Origin of the sequence: Zoogloea sp., assembly GCF_041914405.1 — a bacterium.
Lineage (GTDB): Bacteria > Pseudomonadota > Gammaproteobacteria > Burkholderiales > Rhodocyclaceae > Zoogloea.
Map to the genome: position 1 here is coordinate 2,455 of NZ_JAYSDK010000037.1, position 19,659 is coordinate 22,113.

The 19,659-nt window shown below is 66.8% G+C and carries 19 protein-coding genes; 6 read left to right on the plus strand and 13 right to left on the minus strand.

Annotated features, from left to right (window positions below; genetic code table 11):
- Window positions 1-138: 138 nt before the first annotated feature.
- The 3 genes from ACE3RX_RS19105 to nifJ are packed head-to-tail and all read right to left on the minus strand — an operon-like array spanning window position 139 to window position 5,241.
- The gene (locus ACE3RX_RS19105; RefSeq protein WP_374486555.1) at window positions 139-603 is read right to left on the minus strand and encodes a GDP-mannose mannosyl hydrolase; all 465 of its coding nucleotides are present in this window, start codon (window positions 601-603) and stop codon (window positions 139-141) included.
- 36 nt (window positions 604-639) lie between these two features.
- Window positions 640-1,653, minus strand: coding sequence for a dihydroorotate dehydrogenase-like protein (locus ACE3RX_RS19110; protein ID WP_374486556.1), 1,014 nt, complete (start codon window positions 1,651-1,653; stop codon window positions 640-642).
- Window positions 1,654-1,668: 15 nt separating this feature from the next.
- Window positions 1,669-5,241 (minus strand): pyruvate:ferredoxin (flavodoxin) oxidoreductase, encoded by a 3,573-nt coding sequence (gene nifJ / locus ACE3RX_RS19115; RefSeq protein ID WP_374486557.1) that lies wholly within the window; start codon window positions 5,239-5,241, stop codon window positions 1,669-1,671.
- Window positions 5,242-5,712: 471 nt separating this feature from the next.
- Between nifJ and ACE3RX_RS19120 the strand changes: the two genes are divergently transcribed.
- Window positions 5,713-6,612 (plus strand): DMT family transporter, encoded by a 900-nt coding sequence (locus tag ACE3RX_RS19120; RefSeq protein WP_374486558.1) that lies wholly within the window; start codon window positions 5,713-5,715, stop codon window positions 6,610-6,612.
- Between the two features lie 15 nt (window positions 6,613-6,627).
- Here the strand turns inward: ACE3RX_RS19120 and ACE3RX_RS19125 are convergent, their stop codons facing one another.
- The 8 genes from ACE3RX_RS19125 to ACE3RX_RS19160 form a co-directional block, all read right to left on the minus strand.
- Complete coding sequence (locus ACE3RX_RS19125) at window positions 6,628-7,131, minus strand: GNAT family N-acetyltransferase (protein WP_374486559.1); 504 nt, start codon at window positions 7,129-7,131, stop codon at window positions 6,628-6,630.
- A gap of 148 nt (window positions 7,132-7,279) precedes the next feature.
- A complete protein-coding gene (locus ACE3RX_RS19130) occupies window positions 7,280-8,257 on the minus strand; it encodes a TerC family protein (RefSeq protein ID WP_374486560.1) in 978 nt (325 codons plus the stop codon).
- Window positions 8,258-8,574: 317 nt separating this feature from the next.
- Entirely contained in the window at window positions 8,575-9,099 is a 525-nt protein-coding gene (locus ACE3RX_RS19135; RefSeq protein ID WP_374486561.1) for a hypothetical protein, read from the minus strand.
- A gap of 72 nt (window positions 9,100-9,171) precedes the next feature.
- A complete protein-coding gene (locus ACE3RX_RS19140) occupies window positions 9,172-9,555 on the minus strand; it encodes a hypothetical protein (protein WP_374486562.1) in 384 nt (127 codons plus the stop codon).
- Between the two features lie 9 nt (window positions 9,556-9,564).
- Window positions 9,565-10,338, minus strand: a complete 774-nt coding sequence (locus ACE3RX_RS19145) for a competence/damage-inducible protein A (protein ID WP_374486563.1) — start codon at window positions 10,336-10,338, stop codon at window positions 9,565-9,567.
- The gene (locus ACE3RX_RS19150) at window positions 10,339-11,082 is read right to left on the minus strand and encodes an EI24 domain-containing protein (protein WP_374486564.1); all 744 of its coding nucleotides are present in this window, start codon (window positions 11,080-11,082) and stop codon (window positions 10,339-10,341) included.
- Between the two features lie 52 nt (window positions 11,083-11,134).
- Window positions 11,135-11,851, minus strand: a complete 717-nt coding sequence (locus tag ACE3RX_RS19155) for an N-acetylmuramoyl-L-alanine amidase (RefSeq protein ID WP_374486565.1) — start codon at window positions 11,849-11,851, stop codon at window positions 11,135-11,137.
- Window positions 11,852-11,862: 11 nt separating this feature from the next.
- Complete coding sequence (locus ACE3RX_RS19160; protein ID WP_374486566.1) at window positions 11,863-12,753, minus strand: TraB/GumN family protein; 891 nt, start codon at window positions 12,751-12,753, stop codon at window positions 11,863-11,865.
- A 59-nt stretch (window positions 12,754-12,812) separates the two neighbouring features.
- Here ACE3RX_RS19160 and miaA point away from each other — a divergent pair, with 59 nt between their 5' ends.
- From miaA to ACE3RX_RS19175, 3 genes are read left to right on the plus strand one after another with little or no spacing between them, the layout of a single operon-like run.
- Entirely contained in the window at window positions 12,813-13,766 is a 954-nt protein-coding gene (gene miaA, locus ACE3RX_RS19165) for a tRNA (adenosine(37)-N6)-dimethylallyltransferase MiaA (protein WP_374486567.1), read from the plus strand.
- A gap of 53 nt (window positions 13,767-13,819) precedes the next feature.
- On the plus strand, window positions 13,820-14,209 hold the full coding sequence (locus tag ACE3RX_RS19170; protein WP_374486568.1) for a hypothetical protein: 390 nt from the start codon (window positions 13,820-13,822) through the stop codon (window positions 14,207-14,209).
- A gap of 31 nt (window positions 14,210-14,240) precedes the next feature.
- The gene (locus ACE3RX_RS19175; RefSeq protein WP_374486569.1) at window positions 14,241-14,777 is read left to right on the plus strand and encodes a cupin domain-containing protein; all 537 of its coding nucleotides are present in this window, start codon (window positions 14,241-14,243) and stop codon (window positions 14,775-14,777) included.
- A 142-nt stretch (window positions 14,778-14,919) separates the two neighbouring features.
- Here the strand turns inward: ACE3RX_RS19175 and ACE3RX_RS19180 are convergent, their stop codons facing one another.
- Both ACE3RX_RS19180 and ACE3RX_RS19185 read right to left on the minus strand, forming a co-directional pair.
- Complete coding sequence (locus tag ACE3RX_RS19180) at window positions 14,920-15,696, minus strand: EF-hand domain-containing protein (RefSeq protein ID WP_374486570.1); 777 nt, start codon at window positions 15,694-15,696, stop codon at window positions 14,920-14,922.
- Window positions 15,697-16,065: 369 nt separating this feature from the next.
- Entirely contained in the window at window positions 16,066-17,568 is a 1,503-nt protein-coding gene (locus ACE3RX_RS19185; protein ID WP_374486571.1) for an FMN-binding glutamate synthase family protein, read from the minus strand.
- 55 nt (window positions 17,569-17,623) lie between these two features.
- Here ACE3RX_RS19185 and nadC point away from each other — a divergent pair, with 55 nt between their 5' ends.
- The gene (gene nadC, locus ACE3RX_RS19190; protein ID WP_374486572.1) at window positions 17,624-18,472 is read left to right on the plus strand and encodes a carboxylating nicotinate-nucleotide diphosphorylase; all 849 of its coding nucleotides are present in this window, start codon (window positions 17,624-17,626) and stop codon (window positions 18,470-18,472) included.
- A gap of 159 nt (window positions 18,473-18,631) precedes the next feature.
- On the plus strand, window positions 18,632-19,528 hold the full coding sequence (locus ACE3RX_RS19195; RefSeq protein WP_374486573.1) for a hypothetical protein: 897 nt from the start codon (window positions 18,632-18,634) through the stop codon (window positions 19,526-19,528).
- Window positions 19,529-19,659 lie beyond the last annotated feature (131 nt).

A 19,659-nucleotide genomic window follows, 5' to 3' on the forward strand; every position in this document is an offset into this window, starting at 1 on the left:
CCACATTACGGCCTATAAACCTGGGGGGGGCCAATTCTTACCCCCACCCCGCGTTGTACAACCCCCGGGGGGACATTAATTCGCCCCCACAGGAAAAATTTCCCTGAATTAACGCCGCCAGTTCGGCGGAGGAAACGTTTAGCTCAGCAAAGGCAGGTAATCCCGCGTGAAGCGATGCACGTCCGGACTGGCCAGTGCCGTGTCGATCGGCCACCAGCGCAACTCGGCGTGCTGCTCGTCCTTGCCCGAGATCTCGAAGCCGGCGGGTACGTCGATGCGATGGGCGAGCACCACGTAATGGGTGCTCACACCAATGTCGCCGGCAAAACAGTCCGGGTAGAAGTGCTCGAAGGGTCCGAGGAAAGCGGGCTGCAACGCGTGGATGTCGACGATGCCCAGTTCCCGCGCCGCTACCCGGGCCAGCGCGTCGGCGCGCCGCTCGTCCTTGAGGATGCGCCCGCCCGGCACGAACCAGGTGTGCTGCGCCGGCCGGTTGGTGCGCCAACCCAGCAGCACTTCACCGCCGTCACGGACCAGCACCAGGTCGACGGAAACCAGCGGCAAGTCCCGCACCAATTCGACGAAACGCTCTCGATCAGACATACGACCTCGGCATGAAAGCCGCGATCGTAGCGCCCCTCAGCGCCACACGCCACTGCGCGGCGTGAAGCTGTCGAGCACCTTGATGTAGCTGCGCCGGGCGACCGCGTCCGGGTCGCGCAGGTTGGACTGGCACATGCTGCCTTTCAGCTGCGCGATCGAGTGGTATTCCCGCTCAACCATCCAGGCCTCGATATCCTGCAGGATCAGGCGCAAGCGCTCGGGGCCGTGGTTCAGCAGGCAGGAGGCCAGATGCACCACGTCGGCGCCAGCCAGCAGCAGCTTGAGGGCTTCGTCTGCGCTGTGCACGCCGCCGGTGGCCGCCAGCGTCATTTGCGTCTGGGCCCGCAGAATGGCGATCCAGCGGATGCGCAGCAGCGCCTCCTCACGGTTGGACAGGTGCAGTTGATCCACCATGCGCAGGCTGTCCAGATCGATGTCCGGCTGGAAGAAGCGGTTGAACAGCGCCACCCCGCTCGCCCCAACCAACTCCAGCCGCCGCACGAAATGGGGCAGCGACGAGAAGAAGGGCGACAGCTTCATCACCACCGGAATCCTCACCACGCTGCGCAGTTCCGCCAGCAGGGCCACGTAGCGGGCCTCGACGGAATCGCCACTCTCGGCAGGATCGGCCGCCACGTGATAGACGTTGAGTTCCAGTGCATCGGCGCCGGCCTCCTGCAAGGCCAAGCCCAGATCCACCCAGCCGGATGGCGTCACCCCATTGAGACTGGCGACCACCGGAATGGACAGACGCTGCTTGACCAGCCGCAGATGCTCCAGGTAACGCTCCAGAGCGCCCTGGAATTGGCCATGGTCGGGCAGGAAGCCTGACGACTCGCCGTCGTGGAAATCCGCGTGCAGCAGAAAGCGGTCAGTCATCGCGTCCTCGGCGAGGATTTCTTCCTCGTAGAGGGAATGCAGCACCACTGCCGCTGCCCCCGCGTCTTCCAGTCGCAGCAGGGAATCGAGCTGCTTGGACAGCGGCGACGCGGACGGCACCAATGGATTCTTCAGCTTGAGGCCGAGGTATTCGGTAGTCAGATCGATCATCGCAAATCTCCGTCCTCAGGCCCCCGCCTTGGGGGGCTCCGCATGGCCCTGGGCCAGTTCCTGGTAGGCCTTGAAGCGCCGGTCGGCTTCCCTCTGGGCTTCGGCGAGCAGGCGCTCGGCCGCTTCCGGATGGCTGCGGGCCAGCATCGCGAAGCGGGTTTCACTGTCCATGAAGGTCTTGATCGGCTGGCTCGGCGGCGCCGAGTCGAGCTTGAAGGGGTTGGCACCGGCCTCCTCCAGCCGCGGGTCGTAGCGGAACAGCGGCCAGTGGCCGGACTTCACCGCCATGTCCTGCTGGTGCTGGTTGTAGAGCATGTCCACGCCGTGGGCGATGCACGGGCTGTAGGCGACGATCAGCGACGGGCCGGCATAGGACTCGGCCTCGTGGAAGGCCCGCAGGGTATGCACGTCCTTCGCGCCGTAGGCCACCGTCGCCACGTACACGTGCCCGTAGTCCGAGGCCAGCCGGGCCAGGTCCTTCTTGGCGGTCGGCTTGCCACCAGCCGAGAACTTGGCCACCGCACCGACCGGCGTCGCCTTGGAGGTCTGGCCGCCGGTATTGGAATAAACCTCGGTGTCGAGGACCAGCACATTCACGTCGTAACTCAGCGCCAGCACGTGGTCCAAGCCACCGTAGCCGATGTCGTAGGCCCAGCCGTCACCGCCGATGATCCACACCGAGCGGCGGATCAGCCATTCAGCGAGGGAATCCAACTCCTTCGCACGGGGATGGGCGCAGCCTGCCAGCACGCGGCGCAGCTCGGCAACCCGCTCCCGTTGGGCGCGCAGGCCGAGCTCCTGGCGCTGGTCGGCACAAACGAGGGCCTCCGCCAGATCGCCGCCGATGACGGACGCCAGTTCTTTCACCAGGCTCTGCGCGTAGCCCATCAGCTGGTCCGACGCCAGCCGCATGCCGAGGCCGAACTCGGCGTTGTCCTCGAACAGAGAATTGGACCAGGCCGGCCCGCGCCCGGCGCCATTCACCGTGTAGGGCGTGGTTGGCAGGTTGGCGCCGTAGATCGACGAGCAGCCGGTGGCATTGGCCACCAGCATGCGGTCCCCGAACAGCTGGGTGGCGAGGCGGATATAGGGCGTTTCGCCGCAACCCGCACAGGCCCCGGAGAACTCGAACAGCGGATCGAGCAACATCGCGCCGGGGATGGTGGCCTGCTTGAGCTGGCTGCGGTCGAACTCCGGCAGCTTCAGGAAGAAGTCGAAGTTGGCCCGCTCCTGCTCGCGTAGCGGCGCCTGCGGTGCCATGTTCACCGCCAGCCGGCTGACGTTGGACTTGTCGTGGATCGGGCAGGCTTCGACGCAGTCGCCGCAGCCCGTGCAGTCCTCCGGCGCCACCTGGTAGCTGATGTGGGTGCCGGCCGGAAAGTCCTTGCTCTTGGCCGGCACGTGCTTGAACGCCGACGGCGCATCCACGGCGGCCTCGGCCGGAAAGGCCCGAGCACGGATCGCGGCGTGGGGACAGACGAACACGCACTTGCCGCACTGGGTACACAGATCCGGCTCCCATACCGGGATTTCCAGCGCGATGTTGCGCTTCTCGAACTGCGCCGTGCCGCTCGGGAAGGTGCCGTCCGCCGGCATCGCCGACACCGGCAGGCCGTTGCCCTCGCCACGGTAGATCGGCAGCGTGATGTCACGCACGAAGTCGGGCAACGCGTCGGCAGCCACCGGCTGGCTCGTGTCGCCATCGCCCGTCAAACCTGCGAAGGGCACCTCGTGCAGGTTGGCGAGGGTCACGTCGATGGCCTTGTGGTTGAGATCGGCCAGGCGCCGGCTCTTGCGGCCATAAGTCTTGTCCACCGCCTTCTTGATCGCCGCGATGGCGTCCTCCCGCGGCAGGATGCCGGCAATGGCGAAGAAGCAGGTCTGCATGATGGTGTTGATGCGCCGCCCCATGCCGGCCTCCTGGGCCACCCGGTAGGCGTCGATGACCCACAGGCGCAGGCCGCGGGCGAGGATGCCGGCGCGCATCGCCGCCGGCAGACTGGCCCACACCGTATCCGCCGGCTGCGGCGTGTTGAGCAGGAAGACGCCGCCCGGCGCCGCATGGGCGAGCAGGTCGTAGCGCTCCACGAAAACCGTCTGGTGACAGGCTACGAAGCCTGCCATGCCCGCCTCCACCAGGTAGCTGGAGCGGATCGCGGCCGGCCCGAAGCGCAGGTGGGACACGGTCACTGCGCCGGACTTCTTCGAGTCGTAGACGAAATAGCCCTGGGCCTGCAGCCCGGTGGCCTCGCCGACGATCTTGATCGAATTCTTGTTGGCCGACACCGTGCCATCCGCCCCCAGGCCCCAGAACACCGCATGCTGCAGGCGGCGGGACGCATCGGTGCGGAAGTCCCCATCCCACGGCAGCGACAGCTGCGTGACGTCATCCACAATACCGACGGTGAAGCGACGCTTCGGCGCGGTCGCGGCCAGCTCGTCGAACACCGCCTTGGCCATGCCCGGCGTGAACTCCTTGCTGGCCAGACCGTAGCGGCCGCCGATCACCCGCGGCATCGGGCGCAGGCCGTCGGCCGCGGCCTCCGCGCAAGCAGTCATCACATCCTTGAACAAGGGTTCGCCATCGGCGCCGGGTTCCTTGCAACGATCCAGCACCGCGATCGCCCGCACGCTGGCCGGCAGGGCCGCCAGCAACGCCGCAGCAGGAAACGGCCGGTACAGGCGCAGCTTGAGCAAACCGACCTTCTCGCCGCGGGCCAGCAGGTGTTCGACGGTCTCCTCGGCGGTCTCCGCTGCCGAGCCCATCACCACCACCACCCGCTCCGCGTCGGGTGCGCCGACGTAGTCGCACAGGCTGTAGCGCCGGCCAGTCAGCCCGGCAAAACGGTCCATCGCGTCCTGCACGAGGCCGGGGAAGGCGTCGTAGTAGAGATTGGCCCGCTCGCGGGACTGGAAGAACACGTCCGGGTTCTGGGCCGTCCCGCGAATCACCGGATGCTCCGGCGACAGCGCACGGGCCCGGTGGGCGGCCACCAAGCCGTCGTCGATCATCGCCCGCACCGTGTCCGGCTCGACGGCGACGATCTTGGCGACCTCATGGGAGGTACGGAAGCCGTCGAAAAAGTGGATCACCGGGATGCGCCCTGCGAGGGTCGCCGCCTGGGCGATCAGCGCCATGTCCTGGGCCTCCTGCACCGAGTTGCTGGCCAGCAGCGCGCAACCGGTGGCGCGGCAGGCCATCACGTCGGAGTGATCGCCGAAGATCGACAGCGCGTGGGTCGCCACCGCCCGCGCCGCCACGTGCAGCACGAAGGGCGTCAGCTCGCCAGCCATCTTGTAGAGGTTGGGGATGAACAACAGCAGGCCCTGGCTGGCCGTAAAGCTGGTGGCCAGCGCACCGGACGTGAGCGCCCCGTGCAGGGCGCCAGCCGCACCGCCTTCCGACTGCATCTCGATGATCTTTGGCACTACGCCCCACAGGTTGGGCTTGCCCTGGGCCGCCCATTCGTCGGCCCATTCGCCCATGCTGGAGGACGGGGTGATCGGGTAGATGGCGATCACCTCGCTGCCGAGATAGGCCATCCGTGCGGCGGCTTCGTTGCCGTCGAGGTTGAGACAGGTGCTCATGACGACTCCCTGCGGGAAGCGGCGTCCCTGGTCGCCCACAACGGGCACGCTGAAGACGCGACGCAGCAATGGTGGAATGTTAAGACCGCCCGCCCGGGGGGGCCTTTGACGTGGCGCAAAGGAGGGCTCGACAAGGGCTGCGCCGGAGCAACACCCCGCCAGTGCCGCCACTCGAGGCCAGACAGCCGATGCCGCCGTACACGCCGGGGCGGGAATGCCGTGCGGATTTTTGCTTGACTCGGCCGGCAAACGGCCACCATCATAGGCCCATGAACTTCCCGAAGATTTCCCCGGCCTTGTCCATCCGCCGTCGCGCCCTGCGCGCATGGCGCGTTGCCGCTTGTCCGGGGCCGGGATCGGGGTAGTTCGCAGTAGCACTCACCGACATCACCAGGGGCCGCGGATCATCAGACCGCGGCCCTTTTCTTTGCCCCTCCGGGATTCGTCCCACACCGCCACGAAAGGTGCGTCATGCCGGTTTCCCTCGCCTACCTCACCATCATCCTGATCTGGTCCACCACCCCGCTCGCCATTCGCTGGAGCACCGAAGGCGCTGGTTTCGCCTTCTCCGCGCTGGCCCGCATGCTGATCGGGGCGCTGGTGGCCGCAGCGATCCTGGGCGTCGGGCGAATCGGGCTACCGCTGCATGCCCGCGCGCGCCGAGCCTATCTGGTCGGAGGCCTGGGCCTGTTCGGCATCATGGCGCTGACCTACTGGGGCGCACGCTACGTGAGTTCGGGGCTGATCTCCGTGATGTTCGGTCTTTCTCCGCTGATGGCTGGCCTGCTGGCCGCCTGTTGGCTCGGGGAGCGCTCCCTGACACCGACGAGACTGGGCGGTACGCTGCTCGGCGCAGGCGGGCTGGCGCTGATCTTCATGCCTGACGGTACTGCCAACGGTGCGAATGCCACCGCGGGCCTTGTCGCCCTGCTGGTGGCCGTCTTCATCTCGTCGGCGAGTCTGGTTGCGCTGAAGCGGATTGGCGACGACAGCCCCCCGCTGGCCACCACGTTCGGCTCCCTGGTGGTGTCGCTGCCGCTGTTCGGGCTTTTATGGCTGGCCGACGGCGCGGCGCTACCCGCCACGCTGCCCTCGCGCACGGCCGCGGCCATCAGCTATCTGGGCATTTTCGGCTCGGTGATCGGTTTCGCACTGTACTACTACGTGATCAAGCACCTCGAAGCCTCGAAGGTCGCGCTGATCACGCTGATCACGCCGGTGATGGCGTTGGTGCTGGGGCATCTGCTCAATCGCGAGGAGATCGGCGCTCAGGTGATGGCCGGTACGGGGCTGATCCTGCTGGGCCTCATCGTCCATGAGAGCACCACGTGGCGGCCCGTGCTCGGGCGGCTGCGCGGCGCCCGTGGTTGAACGGACCCGCGCGCCTCAGACCGCGTCGAAGGCGGCGTGGTACTGGATAGTGCCGGCCAGCCCGTCCAGGTGGCCGGGCTGCAGTTCGACGATCAGATAAGCCTCGTCCGGCAATTCATACGCAGAGCGGATACCGTGCCGGGACGCCGGCACGAAGCCGAAGCGGGGGTAATAGGCCGGATGGCCCAGCACCACAACAGCGCCGGCCCCTGCCTCACGGGCCTGGCGCAGCCCCTCGACGACCAGCGCCGAACCGACGCCGCTGCGCTGGTATTCGGGCCGCACCGCCATCGGCGCCAGCGCCATCAGGCGCGCGCGCGGATGGCCAGGCAGATGAACCGGCGTAAACAGAATGTGGCCGGCAACGATGCCCTTGTCGTCGGCCACCAGCGACACATAGGGGAAGGTATGCCCGCGCAGGGCATCCACCAGGTCCGCTTCGGCCGGGCTCTCGAAAGCGGCGAGGTTCACCTCGCGGACGGCGGCCACGTCGGCCGGGGTTTCGTTGCGGATCCGCACGCGTCAGGTTCTCCAGGCAGTCGGGAAAGCCCGGCAGGATGCCCGTCCTGCCGGGCGGCGTCCACCCTCTCAAGGAAACGTCGGGCCGCCCCAAGTTTCCTTCTCCCCCACGGGGGGCGGGCCGGGCACAGTCCGGCCCTGGGGGCACTCACCTCTCAGCCTGCAGCGCCTCCCGGCGCTCCTTGCGCAGGGACAGCCACACGGAGGTGCCGATCAGCGTGGCCACCACCCCGAGGGACATGCCCACCGGCACATGCACCACGTCCACCAGCAGCATCTTGCCGCCGATGAAGACCAGTACCGCCGCCAGGCCAAACTTGAGCAGCGAGAAGCGTTGGGCGAAGTCGGCGAGCAGGAAGTACATCGCGCGCAGGCCGAGGATCGCGAAGATGTTGGACGTCAGCACAATGAAGGGGTCAGTGGTGATCGCAAAGATCGCCGGGATCGAATCCACCGCGAAGATCACGTCGGACGCCTCCACCAGTACCAGCGCCAGAAACAGCGGCGTCGCATAGCGGACCAGGCGGCCGCCCTCCTCCCGCAGCACGAAGAAGCGCTGGCCGTGGAACTCGGTGCTGATCTTCATGTGGCCGCGCAGCCAGCGCACCAAGGGGTTCTGGTTGAGGTCAGTCTCATGCTCGGCACTGACGAACATCTTCACGCCGGTCAGCAGCAGGAAGGCACCGAACACGTATAGCAGCCAGCTGAACTGCGCGATCAGCCAGGCACCGGCAAAGATCATCACGGTGCGCAGCACGATCGCGCCGATCACGCCGAACAGCAACACCCGTTTCTGCAGCGCCGGCGGCACCGCGAAAAAGGAGAACAGCATCAGCCACACGAACACATTATCGACGGCCAGCGCCTTCTCGATCAGGTAGCCGGTGACGAACTCCAGCGTCCGCGCGTTGGCCACCTCGCGCCCGGCAGTGCCGTCCAGATACCACCACAGGGCGCCGGCAAACAGCAACGCGACGCTAACCCACACCACCGACCACAGGCCGGCCTCCTTCAGGGACACCTTGTGTTCCTTGCCGCCGCCGACCACCAGCAGGTCGATGGCCAGCATCACCAGCACGACGGCCGCGAAGCCCGCCCACATCCACCAGGTACCAATGCTTTCCATGTGAAATCTCCCAAAACGGAACCAAACAAAAAGGCCTTTCGTCCGGCGATGACGAAAGGCCAATGAGCTTGGTCCGGCCGGGGAGCCGGTTTTGCCGAAAGACACTTTGCCATCGCGGCAAAGGTCTTGCTCACAGTCGCCCTTGATTCTCGAACGACTGCCCGGTAGCCGGGAGATCAGCCGCGGCGCCGTGCATGGCACGGCGGGTTCGCACGGCATTCTCCGTATTGACGGCCCACCGACGTGGAGCTACTCCCCTTTGGGACACTCGAAATATAGAGGCCGCCCCGACAGAACGCAAGGGCCGGCGATCGGGCTCAGCCCTCGTCCGGCAGCATGCCGAGGAACTGGGCCTCGATGGTGTCGATGTGGGCGACACCGACTTCGGCTGCAATCTCGCGGCACAGCTCGAAGGCGTCGAGCAGGTCGGCCCGCGTCGTGCAATTGCGCAGGCGCTCGCGCACCGGCAGGTCGGCCTGGCGCAGGCTCTGCTCCATTGCATTAAGCAGATACAAACGCGCCAACGCCAGGGAGCGGCGGCGTCCGGCTTGGGGGTCGGGCCGGGTAAGAGGCCCCTGCAGGCGTGCAGCTGGCGGCACAGAAGCCCTGCTGGCCGGCGGCAATCCCCCATCCTGCGGCGCGACCAGCCCCAGCTCGCGCAGCTCAGCCAGCGCCTCGCGGATGTTTCCCAGGGCTGCCGCCGAAGCGCACAGCTGGCCGACGCTGTTGCGGCCATCCACCAGGATCAGCACGGTCCTCAGACGATTCGGCACCCGACGGCTGCGGTTGGCGATTTCCACAAGTCCCGCCGCCGTCTTCTCCAGAACCCACTCTTCATTCATCTCGCATTCCCCTGCCTGCAACCACATCGGCACCGAGCATACGGTATGAAGACTTCAGCTACGTGACATAAGTCACAGCGACTCCGGGTGTCGCCGGCTCCGCCCCCGATGCCGGAAGCTCGCCGGCGCGTGGGCGAAGACGACCGAGAAGACCAGGATGATCCAGAACAGGAGCGAGCGCCGCGCCTCGTCGGCCAGGAACCAGCCCAGCAGCGCAAACTTGACGAGCAGGGACAACCCGGCCGGCTCCGCCAGCCAGCGCGGATTGGACCACGCATCGAGGGCCGCCATACCCAGGCCGGACAGCACCAGCAGCACGGAAAAATGCGGATCCGCCGCGCCCCCGCCCAGCAGCCCGCCCCCGACACCGACCACGCCGGCCAGATGCGCCGCGCGCAGCGCCACGCCGAGCCAGCGCCGACCCGGAAAATCCCGGTAGAGGGACGGGGCGCTCACCAGCTCGCCTCAGCCCTCTGCGGGCAGCTCCCAGCTGTAGCCGCGCCGCTCAATTTCGGCAGTGATCAGCGCCATCGCCTCGTCCACGCGGGCAGTCGGCCCCTTCATGCCAAGCTCGATATGACGGCGCCCGCTCTCGCCGCCAACGCTGGGCAGGCTGAACAGGGTCGCATCGGGAAATTCGAGGGTGATGCGCTCCATCAGGTCGATCAGCTTGCCTTCCATCGCGTCCCACACGATCACCGAGCGCTCCACATAGTCGGCCTGGTGTTGAAGGTGCTTGAAGTGCGTGTCGAGCACCCACTCGACCATCGGCCAGGCCATGATCGGAAAGCCCGGCACGAAGAAGTGGTTGCGGATCGAGAAGCCAGGAATGCGGTTGTAGGGATTCGGGATGATCTCGCTGCCTTCCGGATAAACCCCCATCTGCAGACGCTGCGGCGTGGTCTCATCACCAAAACGGGCGCGGATCTCCGCCTCGGCTTCCGGGTGCAGCGCCAGTGGCAGCCCAAGGGCTTCGGCGGCCGCCTGGCGGGTATGGTCGTCCGGCGTGGCGCCGATGCCGCCGAAGCTGAACACGATGTCGCCGCTGGCGAAACTCTCTTTCAGGGTCTGGACCAGGCGCGGACGTTCGTCGCCGACGTAGCGCACCGACGCTAGACGCAGGCCACGGGCCTTGAGGAGTTCCAGCACCTTGGCCAAGTGCTTGTCTTCCCGGCGGCCGGACAGGAGTTCATCGCCGATGATGATGGCGCCGAAGGCCGGCTGGGCTGCTTGAGTCATTCACTGCACCTCGATGATGTTCTCGTTCTGCCGCGACACCCGCAGGGCCGACAGCAGGTAATGGACAAAAGCCAGCCCTGCCAGGGCCGGCGCAAACAGGTTGAGGACTGGCACATGGGCCATGACCGCCCCGACCAGGCCAACACCGAACAGGCTGCTGGCCTCGCGGCGCGGCAGGTCCTGCATCTCGAATTTGTCGGCGTGGGCCATCAGCGCATCGTAGCGAAAGGCCCGCTGGTTGAGCCACGCGGTCAGCAACAGGGAGATCAGCAGACCGACGCCGGGGATCAACCACAGGGGCAAGCTGAAGACCAGCAACACGAGGAACTGCAGCACCGAGGTCAGCGCGTTCCACACGCTGCCGATCTGGCTGCCGCCGGCGCGCCGGGCCAGATCGGCGTAGTCCGTCGCGGCCACCTTCTCGGTCATCAGCGGCAGCGCCACTGCGGCGACCAGCGTTGCGGCGGTCACGTAGATGATGGGCAGCGCGAGTAGCAGCAAGCTCAGCTTGAACATGAACAAGGCCACGAACAGCGCCATTTCCGAACCGGCCAGCCATGAACCGACCAGCGGCAGACCGGTGATCATCTCGGTACCAAGGGCCACCATGCTGCCCCAGCTGAGGATTAGGGTGGTCGTCCACAAAGCGGCGGCAGCGAGGGTCGGCCATAGCAGATGCCACAGCACGCCCGGCCGACCTAAGCTGCGCAGCGCGGAAAAATAAGACAACAGGACGGATTTCATGCTTTCGGGACTATCCTTTCAGTCGTGAGGTCTGGCATCAAAGGGGCAACTTTCATTGATCACCCCGACTGCCGATGGGTTCCGTAACGCCGCAGTCCCGCAGGCCGCGCGTAACGGCAGTCGCCGTCAAGCTCCGCCGCTCGGCGGTGGCCAGCTGACGCTCCTCGTCGCGATTGACGATGACGCCGGCCTCCAGCAACACCGCCGGCACGCTTGCCGTCTTCAGCACCACCAGGTTGTCGTAGTAATACACGCCACGCGCCTCATCCGCCCACGCGAGCCCTGGGCCGGCTGGCGACGCAGCATGGTGGGTCGCGATAGGCAAGCCGGCATCACGCAGGGCCGCGCCGATGGCGCGAGCACAGGCCAGGCTTTCCTCCAGACGGGGATTGAGGCGCGACACGTACAATGAGAAGCCGGCGAAGCCGTCCGCATGGCGCATCACCCGGCCCTTCCATACCCACGGCGCGAGTTGGCTCTCCTGCACAGAATCGTGATGGATCGACAGGAAAAAGCCCGCCCCGGCTGCCTCAGCCTGGCGCGGCCGCTCGCGCAGGTCAGCCATCTCGCCACGCCAGCCGATCATGCGCACGGGCACACCATCCGCCGCCAGCCTGGCTGCCAGTACCGCGGCGAGGGACTGGTTGTACTCGAACTCGGCAATGCCGTAGGCACTGGTCGCACCAGGGCGCTCCAGATAATGACCAACGTCCACGGCGACGGGTACTGCTTGTGCGACGCCCGCCAGCGCGCTTAGCAACAAGGGCATCAGCAGGCGTATCACTCCTCGCTCACCTGGCGAACACGGAAGCCCTTTTCGACGAGCATCGCCAGCAGCCCCTTGGGACCGCCGAAATGCCCCGCGCCCACGGCGATGAAGGGCCGCCGGCCGCTTCGCAGGCGCGCCACGATGGCTTCGACCATTTCCCGGTTACGGCTGTCGAGCAGGTCGGCGAGCATCGGCGTCATGGCCTCGACGCTGGCCTCCTCTCGCAGCATGCGGTCCACCGCCAGGCTGTCGCCGCGCCGCCAGGCCATCAGCAATCTGCGGAAATAGGGCTCCGCTTCGTCCCGTTCGATCAGGCCGACGACTTCGGCCAGGCTCGCCACCTGAGCGGAGTCTCCGCCCGCCCCCATCGCGGAAACCTGCCGATCGACGGTCTCCAGCGCCCACACCGTCTGGCCACGGGCCCGTGCCGTACGCGCCAGCCACAGGTCAACGCCCTGGCTGGTTCCCAGGCCGGCCCGCTGGGCGGCCTGCAGCGTCAGCAGCGTGCCGACCATCCACGGCTGCATGCGCTGTACTGCGTCCGGTGACAAACCGACGCGAGTCACCGCACGGGCGAGCCGGAAGCGCAGGTCGGGCGACAGCATGTCGTCGAGGCGCCGCCCGGCCGGCAGCAGGCTGGCCTGCAACAGGCGCGGGGACAGTGCCGGGTCCTCCGGATCCAGCTCCAGCCCGAGGCTGTCCGCCTCGGCCAGCGCCGTCCTGACCCGTCCCGGCAGCGGGAAGCAGCCCGCGTCGCAAACGTGGATCGTGCCGTACAGCCAGGCCCGCGGCCGGCCTTGTTCGTCGCTGAGTTCCCACAGGTACAACGGCCCCTTCGCCACCGCGCTGCCGGCAAGCACCAGCAAGCCCAGCAACAGCCAGGCCTGCCGCCACCATCTCATCCCCATCCTCACGCCCACATCCCACCCGCTACAATGCGCGTCCATTGAAAAGGCGCATCATGCCCCAAACACAGCCCCTCCCGCCCGCCATCCTGCTGATGGGTCCCACCGCCAGCGGCAAGACCGCCTGCGCGCTGTCCCTCGCCCAACGGCTTCCGGTGGAAATCATCAGCGTCGATTCGGCGCTGGTGTACCGCGACATGGACATCGGCACCGCCAAGCCCAGTCGGGAAGAGCGGGCCGTCTGCCCGCACCACCTGATCGATATCGTCAGCCCGGAAGAAGCCTATTCCGCCGCCCGTTTCTGCGAGGACGCGCGCCGCCTGATGGTCGAGATCACCGCCCGCGGCCGCATCCCGCTGCTGGTCGGCGGCACCATGCTGTACTACAAGGCGCTGCGCGAAGGCCTGTCGGATCTGCCCGAGGCCGATGCGGACCTGCGCCGGGAAATCGAGGATGCCGCCGCCCGCGACGGCTGGCCGGCGCTGCACGCCGAGCTGGCCCGGCTGGATCCGGACGCCGCCGCCCGCCTCGAGCCCAACGACGCCCAGCGCATCCAGCGGGCGCTGGAGATCGTCCGCCTCACCGGCCACCCCCTGGCCGCCAGCTACGCCCGCAGGGAGCAGCAGACCGACAGCCACCGCTACATCCCGCTCGCGCTGACACCCGGAGACCGGAGCGTGCTGCACGCACGCATCGCCCGCCGTTTCGACGCGATGCTGCTGGCCGGCTTCGTCGATGAAGTCGTCGCGCTGCGCAAGCACTACCAGCTCGACCCGAATCTGCCGTCGATGCGCTGCGTCGGCTACCGCCAGGCCCTCGAATATCTCGAAGGCCACATCGACCTGCCAACCATGCGCGACAAGGGCGTCTTCGCCACCCGCCAGCTCGCCAAGCGGCAACTCACCTGGCAGCGCAATTTTCGGGACAACTGGGGCGACCTGGTGGAGATCGACTGCCTCGCCGACGACCTGGAAAAACAGGTATGCACACGGGTCGAACAGGCCTTGTGACCGCCACCCGAATGCACGGATACTAGTGCCATCGAAGCTCCGGGAGTCCTGCCATGCCCTTTTTGCATATCCGTTCCCGAGCCTTCCAGGATGGGCGGGACACCGGGCCGCTGCTCGACGCGATCCGCGTCGAACTGGCCCAAGCCGCCGGCCTGGCCCCGGAACGGGTTTCAGTGAGCTGGACCTTCCTGGCCGAGCAGCACCCGGCCGTTGCCGGCCTGGCAATGGCGCTGATGTCCGGTAACGCCAGGCCCGTGCTGGCCGAACTACGAGTCACCGAAGACTACGTTGGCACGGTCCTTCCGGAAGACCTGTTGAAGGCAGCCGTCGCAGGCATCGCACGCCACGCTGAAATCCCCGAGGAACAGATCTTCGTCGCCTATCGCCCGGCGACCGCGGACAACGACACCGAATTCGATACCCGATCGATAGACCGCTGGTAAGCTGCGCCGTCCTTTCGAGTGGATTCCGCCGATGCGTAGAACCCTGCAGCCCGCCTATGCCCTGATGGCCCTTGCTACAGCCCTGGCCTGCGCGACCGCCCGCGCGGAACGCGGGCCCGACACACCCGATGACAGCCCATCCGACACCTCCCCCAGCGAAGAAATCCTGATGCCGGCAGCCCCGGAACTCGCTGGCCCGACGGCCCAGGCCATCATCCCGGCGCAGGCAACGTGGGTCGAGCCGCCGAATCTGCCGGGCCTGCGCGCCGCCTGGCTGATCGGCACCGAGACGGCCCCCGGCCCCTACGCGCTGCGCCTGCGCCTGGCCCAAGGCGGGCGCATCGGCGTGCATGTGCATCCGGACGACCGGATCACGACGGTGCTGTCCGGCACGCTGTATGTGGGCTTCGGCACCATCTTCGACGAAACGCGGGTCCAGCCCGTCCCGGCCGGCGCCGTCTACCTGGCTCCCGCCGACCAGCCCCACTACGTATGGGCGCGGGACGGCGACGTGGAATATCAGGAAAGCGGCTTCGCCCCGACCGCGACGAACTTCGACGTACGCTGATCATCCGGGCCTCGCGGCTCAGGCCCCCATAGGGGCGAATTCATTCGCCCGCGGACTCTGTTGAGCCGACTGAGGGCGAATGAATTCGCCCCTACGGCCCCCCACTGGAAGCCTCCTCAGGAAGCCGCGACCAAGACTTGCCTCAGGCCGACACGGTGATGCTGCTGGCACTGCCCGTGCCGTCCGAGGTGGCGCTGTTGGCGCCATAAGTTCGCATCAGTTCCATCAGTCGATGCATCAAGACCGCGTCACTGTTATTGGCGGCGGACGTGCCCGAGGTCGTCGACGTGGTGGAATCGGAGGTGCTGGAGGACACGGCGGAGGCCGAACTCTGCGACTGCTCATATGCCATTGCCTCCTGCCGCGTCACCTTGCCGTCGCCGTCGGCATCGGCCTTATCGAAGTTCTTGACCACATCGGAGATCAAGCTGGCGCGCTTGCTGTCCGTCGAGCCGATTTCCTGCAACTGGCTGCTGAGCTGATCCTTGGTGAAGCCGGTATCGTTCTGGCCCTCACCATCACCGTTGCCATGCCCATGCGGCGGCGGAGGCGGCATGCCTCCGGCACCCTGCATGCGGCTACTGAAGGCCTGGCTGTCGAGGGCATCGGCGAGCTGCTGCAGTCCGCTCGAAAACTCGCTTTCCGTCACCTGTCCGTTGCCGTCGCTGTCCAGCGCCGAGAAGAGCTGGCTGGCATCCGAAGAGGCCTCGCTGGCCGAGGACGCATTCGTCGCCGTCGCGGACGATGAGGATGAATAGACCTGGCTGAAGGCCGATTCCAGATCGCTCTTCTGGATATAGCCCTGTCCCTTGGTGTCGAGTTTGGAGAACAGCTTGCTCGCCAGTTCGGCCGGGTCGGGACGCGCCCGCGTGGTGTATGCCGAAACGGTGCTGTAGTTACTGCCTATGCTGCTGACCATGGTGCATTCCTTTCCGTAAGTGAGCAGGAGTCGCGTGCGCCTCCCCGGCCACTGCCCGCGCGAACCGCGGGCCTGGCCCTTATGCTTAGCAACTTAACGGCCGGAAAGCCCTGGGCTTGGCGGCGCAAGGGGTTAAGGCGGGTAAAGTTGGGTTAAGCCAAGGGCCCGAAAATGATCTCGTCAGGCAGCTCGAACGGCAGATTGCCAGCGGTCCCCGGGCCGGCTGCCGGATGGCGGAAAAAAATGCCGGCCGAATCCACCAGCCGACATGCAAAGGGCCGCAGATCCCGCTACCCTTTTTGCCCGTTTTGGGGAAAGCGGCCCTTGGCGGCAAAAGCCTGCCGTCAGGCCGGCAAATTGGTGGGCCGCTTAGTAGTGGCCCCGTCCCTCATCACCCCGTTCTGGGTAGGGGTAGAGCATGTTGAAGGCCTCGCTGCGGCCGTCCGGCTGCACCAGGCGCACGTGCTCGCGGCGGAACTCCCGGGCCTGCCGGAGGCCGCAGGCGTGGGCGATCATGTCGATCTCCCGGTTCATGTTGCGGGCGTAGTTGGCGACGCGCAGGTATTTCTCCTCCACCACCAGCCCGCGCTGCAGCTTGGCATTGTGGGTGGTGATGCCGGTCGGGCAGGTGTTCTGGTGGCAGCGCATGGCCTGCACGCAGCCCAGTGAGAACATGAAGCCCCGCGCGGTGTTCACGAAATCCGCCCCGCAGGCCAGCGCCCAGGCGGCCCGCGCCGAAGTCACCAATTTGCCGGAGGCGATCACGCGGATGCGTTCGCGCAGGTCGAATTCGATCAGCGTGTCCACCACCCGCGGCAGCGCCTCGTCGATGGACAGGGCCATGTGGTCGGCCAGCGCCTGGGGCGCCGCCCCCGAACCGCCCTCGCCGCCATCCACGGTGATGAAGTCCGGCGCGTCCTGCAGCCCGCGCCGCATGATGGCCTCGCACAACTCGTGCATGAAGCGCCGCCCGCCGATGGCCGTTTTGATGCCAGTCGGCTTGCCGGTCACCCGGCGCACACGCACGACCATGTCCAGCAACTCATTGACGTTGGCGACGTCCCGGTGGCGGTTCGGGCTGATCGAGTCCACGCCTACCGGGATGCCGCGGATCGCCGCAATCTCCGGCGTCACCTTGGCGGCGGGCAGCACGCCGCCCTTGCCCGGCTTGGCGCCCTGGGACAGCTTGATCTCGAAGGCCCTCACCGTCTCGTGGGCGGCCAGCTCGCGCAGGCGCGCATCCGACAGGTGGCCATCCGCGTCACGTACTCCGTACTTGGCGGTACCGATCTGCATGATGATGTCCGCGCCACCTTCAAGATGGGCCGGCGCCAGGCCGCCCTCACCGGTGTCGATCCAGCAGCCCGCCTCCGCGGCGCCCCGCGACAGGGCCTGCACCGCCGGTTTTGACAGCGCACCGTAGCTCATGCCGCTGATGTTGACGATGGAGCGTGCAATAAAGGGCTTGGCCGCGTAGCCCTCGCCGATGCTTAGCGGCGCGGTCGGCTCCTGCTCGTCCTCCAGCACCGGGAAGCCGGCGTTCACGAAGATCAGCGCTCCCGGATGGCGCATGTCGTAGGTGGAGCCGAAACCGATGACCCCACCCTCGTCCTTGGCGAGGCGGTACACCCAGCCGCGGGTAGCCCGGTTGAAGGGCATCTCCTCCCGGTCGCCGAGGAAGAAGTACTGGCGGAAATACTCGCCGAGCTGCTCGAAGAAGTAACGCAGATGCCCGATCAGCGGGTAGTTGCGCAGGATTGCGTGTTTCTTCTGAGTGATGTCCTGCACATACCAGTAGGTCGTCCCCCCCACCAGCACCAAGGCGATCAGCACTCCCAGGCTGACTTCCAGTACCCCCATCATCGTGCCCATGACGCGCTCCCCCCAAGTGTTAGAATTCGGGCCGACACATCTTAGGTGAACCCCGATGGAATTTGCAGAACAGCTTCGCGTTGAAGTCCAGCGCTCCGTGGCAGCCTCGCTGGCCGAAGACATCGGCACCGGCGACCTCACCGCCCGCCTCATCCCGACCAACCGCACCGCCCGCGGCCGCGTGATCACCCGCGAAGACGCCGTGCTGTGCGGCACCGCGTGGTTCGACGCCGCCTTCACCGCGCTGGAGCCCGACGCCTCGGTGATCTGGCACGCCCGCGACGGCGAGCGCATCAAGCCCGGCCAGCTGCTATGCGAGGTGGACGCCAGCGCCCGTGCGCTGCTCACCGCCGAACGCACCGCGCTGAACTTCGTTCAGCTGCTGTCCGGCACCGCGACCCTCACGTCCACTTTCGTGCAGGCCGTGGCCGGCACCCAGGCCAAGATCGTCGACACCCGCAAGACCCTGCCCGGCCTGCGCCTGGCGCAGAAATACGCGGTCAAGGTCGGCGGCGGCACCAATCATCGCGTGGGCCTGTACGACGGCATCCTGATCAAGGAAAACCACATCATCGCCGCCGGCAGCATCAAGGCCGTGATCGAGCAGGCCCGTGCCATCGCCCCGTCCAACGTGTTCATCGAGGTCGAAGTCGAGAACCTGGTCCAACTGGAGGAAGCCCTCACCGCCGGCGCCAAGATGATCCTCCTCGACAACATGAGCCTCGACGAGATGCGCGACGCGGTCGGCATCAACAAGGGCCGCGCCGAGCTGGAAGCCTCCGGCGGCGTCAACCTCGAGCGCGTGCGCGCCATCGCCGAAACCGGCGTGGACCGCATCTCCATCGGCAGCCTGACCAAGGACGTGCGCGCCATCGACCTGTCCCTGCGCCACGTCGAAGAGTAAGCGAGTCCCCCCACGGACAATACCTGTGGGGGCGCATTCATTCGCCCGCTGAAGCCGAGCAATGGAACTCGCCGCTCACCGACCGAGGGCGACTGAATTCGCCCCCGCATCATTGGCCCCCTACTTCACGTCGTTCACGCCAGGACCCATCCGCCGACCATGAACATCGAATTCGACGGCCCGATCTCCACCGCCAACGCCAAGACCCTGGGCCAGGTCATCGAAGCGCTGCTGGAGCGCATCCAGGACCGGGACGAGGACCTCGACCTGTCCAGCCTGTCGCGCATCCGTGTGGTCGACGACCTGCCCGCCGCCGAGCAGCACTTCGGCGCAACGCCGGTCTCCGACGAGCACCTGTCGCGCATCGTCGCTGACGAAGGCAAGCTGGCCCTGCTCTTCGATGGCGGCAAGCTGTGGCAGATCCTCTCTGGCGACGGCGCCGAAATTGCGCGACTGATCCACCACCTGCACAAGGAATGCTGGCGCGTACACGACGCCCTGACGACGCTGGCTGCCCCGTCCGAAGCCCCGCTCGCCAAGGCGCTGGCCCCCATCGTCGCGGCAATGTGGCAGGAGTACCGCATCAACCGGCGTAGCGCCTGGTCGGTGCCGGCCGACTCCGACCTGCTGCTGAACCACCTGGCCGCGCTGCTGCAGGCCCTGCCGGACGGCATGCAGGAAGAGATCACCCTGTACTTCGCTGATCAGGATCTGGACGGCCTGTTCGCCAAAAGCCTCGGCCGCATCGCCCATCTGATGCAGGCGGTGGCCCATGTGCAGGGCTACCTGGACGGCCTCGGCCAGCCCCTGTCGGCCATCAGCGCCGACATGCACGAGCTGGTGTCCAAATCCTTCCTGTCGCCGATCTGGACCGCAGCCGCACAGCATCTGGCCGCCGGTCACGCCATCGGCCCAGGCGAACTGGCCGACATCCCGCTGCGCCGCGACGTGCAGGCCGCCTTTGCCAGCTTCGGCCTGCAAATCCGCGAGAGCGACGACGGCAGCGACGTGTGGGTGGACGTGCAACCGCTGACCAAGCCGGAAACCCTGCACTGAACGCCGGGGCGCCGTCGTCCCGGCCCTTGGCTTTTTTTCTCCAGTTGGGGGTGAATTCATTCGCCCGCGGAGGTGAGGCCATGCGTGTCGGGCGAATGAATTCGCCCCTACAGAGTCTCGGCCCGCAGAGC

Bases quoted from the DNA above. Each gene is read 5' to 3' on its own strand.
- miaA (WP_374486567.1), top strand. From the start codon at position 12,813: ATGCCCCAAACACAGCCCCTCCCGCCCGCCATCCTGCTGATGGGTCCC.
- ACE3RX_RS19175 (WP_374486569.1), top strand. From the start codon at position 14,241: ATGCGTAGAACCCTGCAGCCCGCCTATGCCCTGATGGCCCTTGCTACA.
- ACE3RX_RS19105 (WP_374486555.1), bottom strand. From the start codon at position 603: ATGTCTGATCGAGAGCGTTTCGTCGAATTGGTGCGGGACTTGCCGCTG.
- ACE3RX_RS19160 (WP_374486566.1), bottom strand. From the start codon at position 12,753: ATGAGATGGTGGCGGCAGGCCTGGCTGTTGCTGGGCTTGCTGGTGCTT.
- ACE3RX_RS19145 (WP_374486563.1), bottom strand. From the start codon at position 10,338: ATGACTCAAGCAGCCCAGCCGGCCTTCGGCGCCATCATCATCGGCGAT.
- ACE3RX_RS19110 (WP_374486556.1), bottom strand. From the start codon at position 1,653: ATGATCGATCTGACTACCGAATACCTCGGCCTCAAGCTGAAGAATCCA.
- ACE3RX_RS19180 (WP_374486570.1), bottom strand. From the start codon at position 15,696: ATGGTCAGCAGCATAGGCAGTAACTACAGCACCGTTTCGGCATACACC.
- ACE3RX_RS19195 (WP_374486573.1), top strand. From the start codon at position 18,632: ATGAACATCGAATTCGACGGCCCGATCTCCACCGCCAACGCCAAGACC.
- ACE3RX_RS19120 (WP_374486558.1), top strand. From the start codon at position 5,713: ATGCCGGTTTCCCTCGCCTACCTCACCATCATCCTGATCTGGTCCACC.
- ACE3RX_RS19150 (WP_374486564.1), bottom strand. From the start codon at position 11,082: ATGAAATCCGTCCTGTTGTCTTATTTTTCCGCGCTGCGCAGCTTAGGT.
- ACE3RX_RS19130 (WP_374486560.1), bottom strand. From the start codon at position 8,257: ATGGAAAGCATTGGTACCTGGTGGATGTGGGCGGGCTTCGCGGCCGTC.
- ACE3RX_RS19185 (WP_374486571.1), bottom strand. From the start codon at position 17,568: ATGGGCACGATGATGGGGGTACTGGAAGTCAGCCTGGGAGTGCTGATC.
- ACE3RX_RS19135 (WP_374486561.1), bottom strand. From the start codon at position 9,099: ATGAATGAAGAGTGGGTTCTGGAGAAGACGGCGGCGGGACTTGTGGAA.
- nifJ (WP_374486557.1), bottom strand. From the start codon at position 5,241: ATGAGCACCTGTCTCAACCTCGACGGCAACGAAGCCGCCGCACGGATG.
- nadC (WP_374486572.1), top strand. From the start codon at position 17,624: ATGGAATTTGCAGAACAGCTTCGCGTTGAAGTCCAGCGCTCCGTGGCA.
- ACE3RX_RS19155 (WP_374486565.1), bottom strand. From the start codon at position 11,851: ATGCCCTTGTTGCTAAGCGCGCTGGCGGGCGTCGCACAAGCAGTACCC.
- ACE3RX_RS19170 (WP_374486568.1), top strand. From the start codon at position 13,820: ATGCCCTTTTTGCATATCCGTTCCCGAGCCTTCCAGGATGGGCGGGAC.